At 64.4% G+C, this 6,045-nt stretch carries 5 protein-coding genes and 2 pseudogenes; all 7 read left to right on the top strand.

What is annotated here, in order from left to right; translation table 11 throughout:
• A pseudogene (locus Q0S16_RS17465) lies at positions 1 to 184 on the top strand (hypothetical protein); the annotation flags it as partial.
• Positions 185 to 295: 111 nt separating this feature from the next.
• Complete coding sequence (locus Q0S16_RS17470) at positions 296 to 1,987, top strand: methyl-accepting chemotaxis protein (protein WP_295850590.1); 1,692 nt, start codon at positions 296 to 298, stop codon at positions 1,985 to 1,987.
• A gap of 97 nt (positions 1,988 to 2,084) precedes the next feature.
• Complete coding sequence (locus Q0S16_RS17475) at positions 2,085 to 3,377, top strand: glutamate-5-semialdehyde dehydrogenase (RefSeq protein ID WP_295850593.1); 1,293 nt, start codon at positions 2,085 to 2,087, stop codon at positions 3,375 to 3,377.
• 30 nt (positions 3,378 to 3,407) lie between these two features.
• Entirely contained in the window at positions 3,408 to 4,034 is a 627-nt protein-coding gene (locus Q0S16_RS17480) for a nicotinate-nucleotide adenylyltransferase (RefSeq protein WP_295850595.1), read from the top strand.
• A 372-nt stretch (positions 4,035 to 4,406) separates the two neighbouring features.
• On the top strand, positions 4,407 to 4,772 hold the full coding sequence (gene rsfS, locus Q0S16_RS17485; RefSeq protein WP_295850598.1) for a ribosome silencing factor: 366 nt from the start codon (positions 4,407 to 4,409) through the stop codon (positions 4,770 to 4,772).
• Between the two features lie 178 nt (positions 4,773 to 4,950).
• A complete protein-coding gene (gene rlmH / locus Q0S16_RS17490) occupies positions 4,951 to 5,433 on the top strand; it encodes a 23S rRNA (pseudouridine(1915)-N(3))-methyltransferase RlmH (protein ID WP_295850596.1) in 483 nt (160 codons plus the stop codon).
• 26 nt (positions 5,434 to 5,459) lie between these two features.
• A pseudogene (locus tag Q0S16_RS17495) lies at positions 5,460 to 6,045 on the top strand (hypothetical protein); the annotation flags it as partial.

The raw sequence follows: 6,045 nt of genomic DNA on the forward strand, positions 1-6,045 counted from the left end.
CGTCCAGGAAGCCGCGGATTCCGCCCGGCACGTGTCGCAGAACATCAACGGCGTCAGCGAAGCGGTCGAGGCGACCGGCCAGGCGGCCTCCGGCCTGCTCGGCGAGGCCGACCGGCTGGCAGCGCAGGCCAGGACGTTGCAGGCCGAAGTCGGCGATTTCCTCGCCTCCATACGGGTGGCCTGACGCCTGAATACGGAGCCGGACGGACAAAAATAACGCATGATGTCACCGGCTAACTGTATTTTAGTAGTGTAATGCCACCCTATTGACGACCCTCGAACCGCATAGGCCGTCATGAGCTTCATCAACGCCGTCAAGATCCGAACCAAACTGCTGCTGGTGTTGCTGCTGACCGGCTTGTCGCTGGCGGTGTCGATCTGGACTTCGACCTCGATCTTGCACCAGCGCATGCTGGACGATCGTATCGCCAAGCTCCGGGCAGTGGCGGAACTGGCGCATGAACAGGCGCAGTCGTTCGACGCCCAGGTCAGGGCTGGCAAGTTGACGCGTGATGAGGCGATGGCGCGGTTCAAGGAAATCAGCCGCGCGATGTGGTTCGACAATCACAGTTCTTACGTCGCCATCGTGGACAATGACGGCGTGTGGTTCATGAATGCCGGCGTCCCGAAGATCGAAGGCGGTCGCGGCAACAAGCTGCCGGATGGCCGCTACATGTCGGAAAATCTGAAAGCATCGCTGGGCTCGAATGGCGAGGGCATGGCGACCTATGGCTATCCCAAGGAGACCGGCGCTACTGAGCTGTTTCCGAAGATGACCTTCGTCAAGAAATTCGAGCCGTGGAACCTGATCATATCGACGGGCGTCTGGATCGATGATCTTGAAGCGGATTTTTACGCGGTGGTGTATCGGCTGGCGGGCTACGGCCTGGTGCTGCTGTTGATCAGTGGTGGGCTGATCCTGCTGCTGAGCCGGAACATCAGTAACTCGCTGACCGGCTTGAAGGACAAGATGGAGCGGCTGGTCGGCGGCGATCTCTCGGTCGATATCACCGAGGCCGCGCGCCGCGATGAAGTCGGTGAGATGGCCAAGGCGGTGCAGGTGTTCAAGAGCAACGCGGTGGCCATGCAGGCGCTGCAGGCCGAGCAGGAGCAGGTCGGCGCGCGGGCCGAGCAGCAGAAGAAGCAGGCGATGCGCGAGATGGCGGATGGTTTTGAAGCCCGCATCGGCGGTATCGTTGGCGCCGTGTCGGGGGCTGCGTCCGCGATGCAGAACACCGCGCGGACGATGTCGGCCAATGCCGAGAACACGCAGCAGCGCACGGCGGCGGTGGCCGCCGGCGCCGAGGAGTCCACCGTCAATGTGCAGACGGTCGCTTCGGCTTCAGAGGAACTGGCGGCCTCGATCAGCGAGATCAGCCGCCAAGTAACGCAGGCCTCCGTGGTGGCGCGCAAGGCCAATGAAGAGAGCGAAAAGACCAATGCCAGCGTCGCCGGCCTCGCCGATGCCGCGCAGAAGATCGGCGAGGTGGTCGCCTTCATCACCCAGATCGCCAGCCAGACCAACCTGCTGGCGTTGAATGCGACGATCGAGGCGGCGCGCGCCGGCGACGCCGGCCGCGGCTTCGCGGTGGTCGCCTCCGAGGTGAAGTCGCTGGCGACGCAAACCTCGCAGGCGACGGACGACATTCGCGCCCAGATCGAGACCATCCAGGCCGAGACCGCCGACGCGGTGGCGGCGATCAAGCGGATCTCGATGACCATCGTCGAGGTCAACGACATCTCCACCACGATCGCAGCCTCGATGCAGCAGCAGGGCGCGGCGACCCAGGAGATCACCCGCAACGTCCAGGAAGCCGCGGATTCCGCCCGGCACGTGTCGCAGAACATCAACGGCGTCAGCGAAGCGGTCGAGGCGACCGGCCAGGCGGCCTCCGGCCTGCTTGGCGAGGCCGACCGGCTGGCAGCGCAGGCCAGGACGTTGCAGGCCGAAGTCGGCGATTTCCTGGCGTCGGTGCGGGCGGCCTGACTCGCGTTTGCGCGCTGGCCATGCCGAACACGCTTTGACCTGAGCGTCGCGAGTCCCTATTTTGCCGACAACAGTCCTTTTGCCGTCCGGGCCCGATATGACCGCATCGCTGAAAGCCATCGACAGCACGGCCGACCTGCCGGCGCTGATGAACGACCTCGCCGCCGGCGCTCGTGCCGCGGCGCGCGTGCTGGCGGTGGCATCCGCCGAGCAGAAGAATCGCGCGCTTGCCGCGATGGAGCGGGCGATCCGTGACGGGGCGACCGCCATTCTGGCCGCCAATGCCGAGGATGTCGCCGAAGTGCGCGGCAATGGCGCTACCGCGGCCTTCATCGACCGGCTGACGCTGACCCCGGCGCGCGTCGATGCGATGGCCGATGGCATTCGCGTCATCCACGATATTCCCGACCCCGTCGGCGCCATCACCGAAAGCTGGCAACGGCCGAACGGCATGATTATCGAGCGCGTCCGGGTGCCGCTTGGCGTCGTCGCGGTGATCTTCGAAAGCCGTCCGAATGTCGCGGCCGATGCCGGCGTGCTGTGCCTGAAATCCGGCAATGCGGTGATCCTGCGCGGTGGCTCCGACAGCTTTCGCTCCTGCCGCGCTATTCACGACTGCCTCGTGCTGGGGCTGCGCGAGGCTGGCCTGCCGGAAGGCGCGATCACGTTGGTGCCGACCCGCGACCGCGCGGCGGTCGGGCTGCTGCTGAGCGGTCTGAATGGTGGCGTTGATGTGATCGTGCCGCGCGGCGGCAAGAGCCTGGTGGCGCGTGTCGAGGCCGAGGCCCGGGTGCCGGTGTTCGCGCATCTCGAAGGCGTCAATCACGTCTATATCGATCATGCCGCGACGCTCGAGATGGCGAAGTCGATCGTGCTGAACGCCAAGATGCGGCGCACCGGCGTCTGCGGTGCGGCGGAAACGCTGCTGGTCGATCGCGCGGCCGCCGCGACGCATCTGAAGCCGCTGGTCGAGATGCTGATCGCAGCGGGCTGCGAAGTGCGCGGCGACGTCGACGTGCAGGCCGTGGATGCGCGCGTCAGGCCTGCGATCAGCGAGGACTGGGACACCGAATATGAGGACGCCATCATCGCCGCGAAGATCGTCGACGGCGTCGATGGCGCGATCGCGCATATCCACGACCACGGCTCGCACCATACCGATGCGATCGTGACCGAGGATCTCGCCGCCGCCACCAAATTCCTCAACGAGGTCGATTCCGCGATCGTGCTGCACAATGCCTCGACGCAGTTCGCCGATGGCGGCGAGTTTGGGTTTGGCGCGGAAATTGGCATCGCTACCGGCAAATTCCACGCCCGCGGGCCGGTCGGCGCCGAGCAGCTCACGAGCTTCAAATACCGGATTCACGGCACCGGACAGACCCGGCCGTGATCCATTCCCGTCGTGCGCGTGGAGACTGAATTGGCGCCGCATTCAGTCGTCGGCCACGACATTCCGTTTCATGGCGAAGGCATGCGAATCGGCCTGCTCGGTGGGTCGTTCAATCCGCCGCATGCGGCGCACCGGGCGATTAGCCTGTTCGCGCTGAAGCGGCTGCGGCTGGATCGGGTGTGGTGGCTGGTATCGCCCGGTAATCCGCTGAAGGATTACAGTAATCTGCACGATCTCGCCGAGCGCGCCGCCGCCGCCCGCGATATGGCCGATGACCCCCGGATCGACGTCACCTGCCTCGAGACGGTGATCGGCACCCGCTATACGGTCGATACCATCAGCTATTTGCGAAAACGCTGTTCGGGCGCGCATTTCGTCTGGATCATGGGGGCCGACAATCTCGCCCAGTTCCACCGCTGGGAGAACTGGCAGCGAATCGCCGCGGAAGTGCCGATTGCGGTGATCGACCGTTCGCAAATGGGGCTTCGCGGGTTGGCCGGCACCGCCGCGCAGGCTTTGGCGCGGTACCGGATACCGGAGAGGGACGCCCGGTCACTGGCCGACCGGCTTCCCCCGGCCTGGACCTTCCTGACCGGGCTGAAGCTCAGCCTGTCCTCGACCCGGCTGCGCAATCCTGACGGCAGCTGGAAGACGTAATTCCACAACACTCGCCCGATAAGTGTTATAGGCCCCAGCTGGAATATTGAATCCAAGCCTCCCACATGCATACTCTTGTTCACCGGTCGTCGGAATCGGCGTCCCGTACCGTGAAAGGAATGGTCCCTGGCCACTTCTGTATCGAAGATTTCATCCAAGGCTGGCGCAACGAAGAAGTCAGCCAAGCCTGCTGCAGCTCCAAAGAAGGCCGCCGCCAAGGCTGCGGCACCGAAGAAGGCAGCGGTGAAAAAGGCCCCTGTCGCCAAGAAGGCTGTGATCGCCAAAAAGACAATCGAGCCGAAGGTGGCTCTGCCCAAGGCAATCGCGCCGAAGGTGACAAAGGCCAAGAAGGTCGCGCTTGCCGGACCCCAGGTGCGCGACAGCGCGACCGAAGTGCTCGAACTGATCCTGAAGCGTCTCGACGACATGAAGGCGGAAGAAACCGTCACCATCGACCTGCGCGGTCGTTCGGCATTTTCCGACTACATGGTGGTGACCACCGGTAGATCGAACCGCCATGTCGGATCATTGGCCGAGAATGTCGCCAAGGGGCTGAAGGAATCCGGCAACAAGAAGGTCCATATCGAGGGCCTCCCGAATTGTGACTGGGTGCTGATCGATTCCGGCGAAGTCATCGTTCATGTGTTCCGGCCGGAAGTGCGCGAGTTCTACAATCTCGAGCGGCTGTGGACGACCGGTGCTGCCGACGAGGCGAAGATCGAACTCAAGGCGGTCTGAGCAGCTGCCTGTCCCGGATGCGCCGCGGCGTGCTTCACGCTGCCGCGCATCAATGCGGCTGCGTCAGGCACCAAAGTCTGTTACGGCCCCGGCGCGACGAAGCAAGACGGCGTAGCGCATCGCGCCCGGAGCGCCGGTATCTAACGACGCCAAAACCTCCAACCTGAATCTTTCGGCGATGCATCTCGTTGTGATCTCGATCGGCAAGCTCAAGCAGGGCCCGGAGCGTGAGCTGGCGGAGCGCTATCGCATTCGCTTCGACGATATCGGCCGCAAACTCGGTTTTCGCGGTCTGGCGATTCATGAAATTTCGGAAAGCCGCGCCCGCGATGCGGTCACCCGCATTGCCGAGGAAGGCTCCGCGATGTCGGCGTTGGTTCCGGAAAAGGCCGTCCTCGTTGCGCTGGACGAGCGCGGTAGCAGTATCGACAGCGCCAGCTTTGCGCGGCATCTTGGTAAGTGGCGGGATGAGTCGGTGCCGCAGACTATTTTTCTGATCGGCGGCGCGGACGGACTTTCGCCCGAATTGCGGCGCACAGCCAGACTGAGTATTGCATTCGGCTCGGCGACCTGGCCGCATCAAATGGTTCGCGTCATGCTTTTGGAACAGATTTACCGGGCGGCGACAATTTTGTCGGGCCACCCGTATCACCGCGTTTGAAACCTATTACAGGCGACGATCGACTGATGCAGTCTCCGCGGCCCCATATTCCCTGTCGCGATACCGTGCGCCGCGGACCGTCGCAGGCTGTGGCGGTGGCGGTGGCGTTGGCGGTGGCGGTATGGTCGATAGGTCTGGTCGTCGCGGTGACGTCCCCGGCTGGCGCCCAAGTCACCGTTCCGGCGCAGCCAATTAATTCAACGTCTCCCGATATCATCCGACAACGTGAACAGGACCTCCAGGCAACGCGGGCGCAGCAGAAAAACGCCGCCGAGCTGCAGGAAAAACTCAAGGCGGAGATCGCCGCGCTCGGTCAGGATCGCGGCAAGCTCAGCCAGCAACTGATCGATATCGCCGCCCGCGCGCGCGGCATCGAAACCCGCATCGACGATGCCGAGGCCCGCCTGCGTCCGCTCGACGCCCGCGAGGCACAGGCCCGTAGCCTACTGGAATCGCGCCGCGCCGAGATCGTCGAGGTGCTGTCGGCGCTGCAGCGCGCCGGCCGCCGCGCGCCGCCGGCTCTGTTCGTGCGTCCGGAAGATGCGCTGACCTCGCTGCGAACCGCGATGCTGCTCGGTTCCGTCGTCCCCGACATGCGCGCCCGCGCCTCCT

The organism is Tardiphaga sp., from assembly GCF_025356345.1.
Taxonomy (GTDB): domain Bacteria; phylum Pseudomonadota; class Alphaproteobacteria; order Rhizobiales; family Xanthobacteraceae; genus Tardiphaga.

Coding starts and splice junctions, on each gene's coding strand:
- Q0S16_RS17475 (WP_295850593.1), top strand. CDS start 2,085: ATGACCGCATCGCTGAAAGCCATCGACAGCACGGCCGACCTGCCGGCG.
- rlmH (WP_295850596.1), top strand. CDS start 4,951: ATGCATCTCGTTGTGATCTCGATCGGCAAGCTCAAGCAGGGCCCGGAG.
- Q0S16_RS17470 (WP_295850590.1), top strand. CDS start 296: ATGAGCTTCATCAACGCCGTCAAGATCCGAACCAAACTGCTGCTGGTG.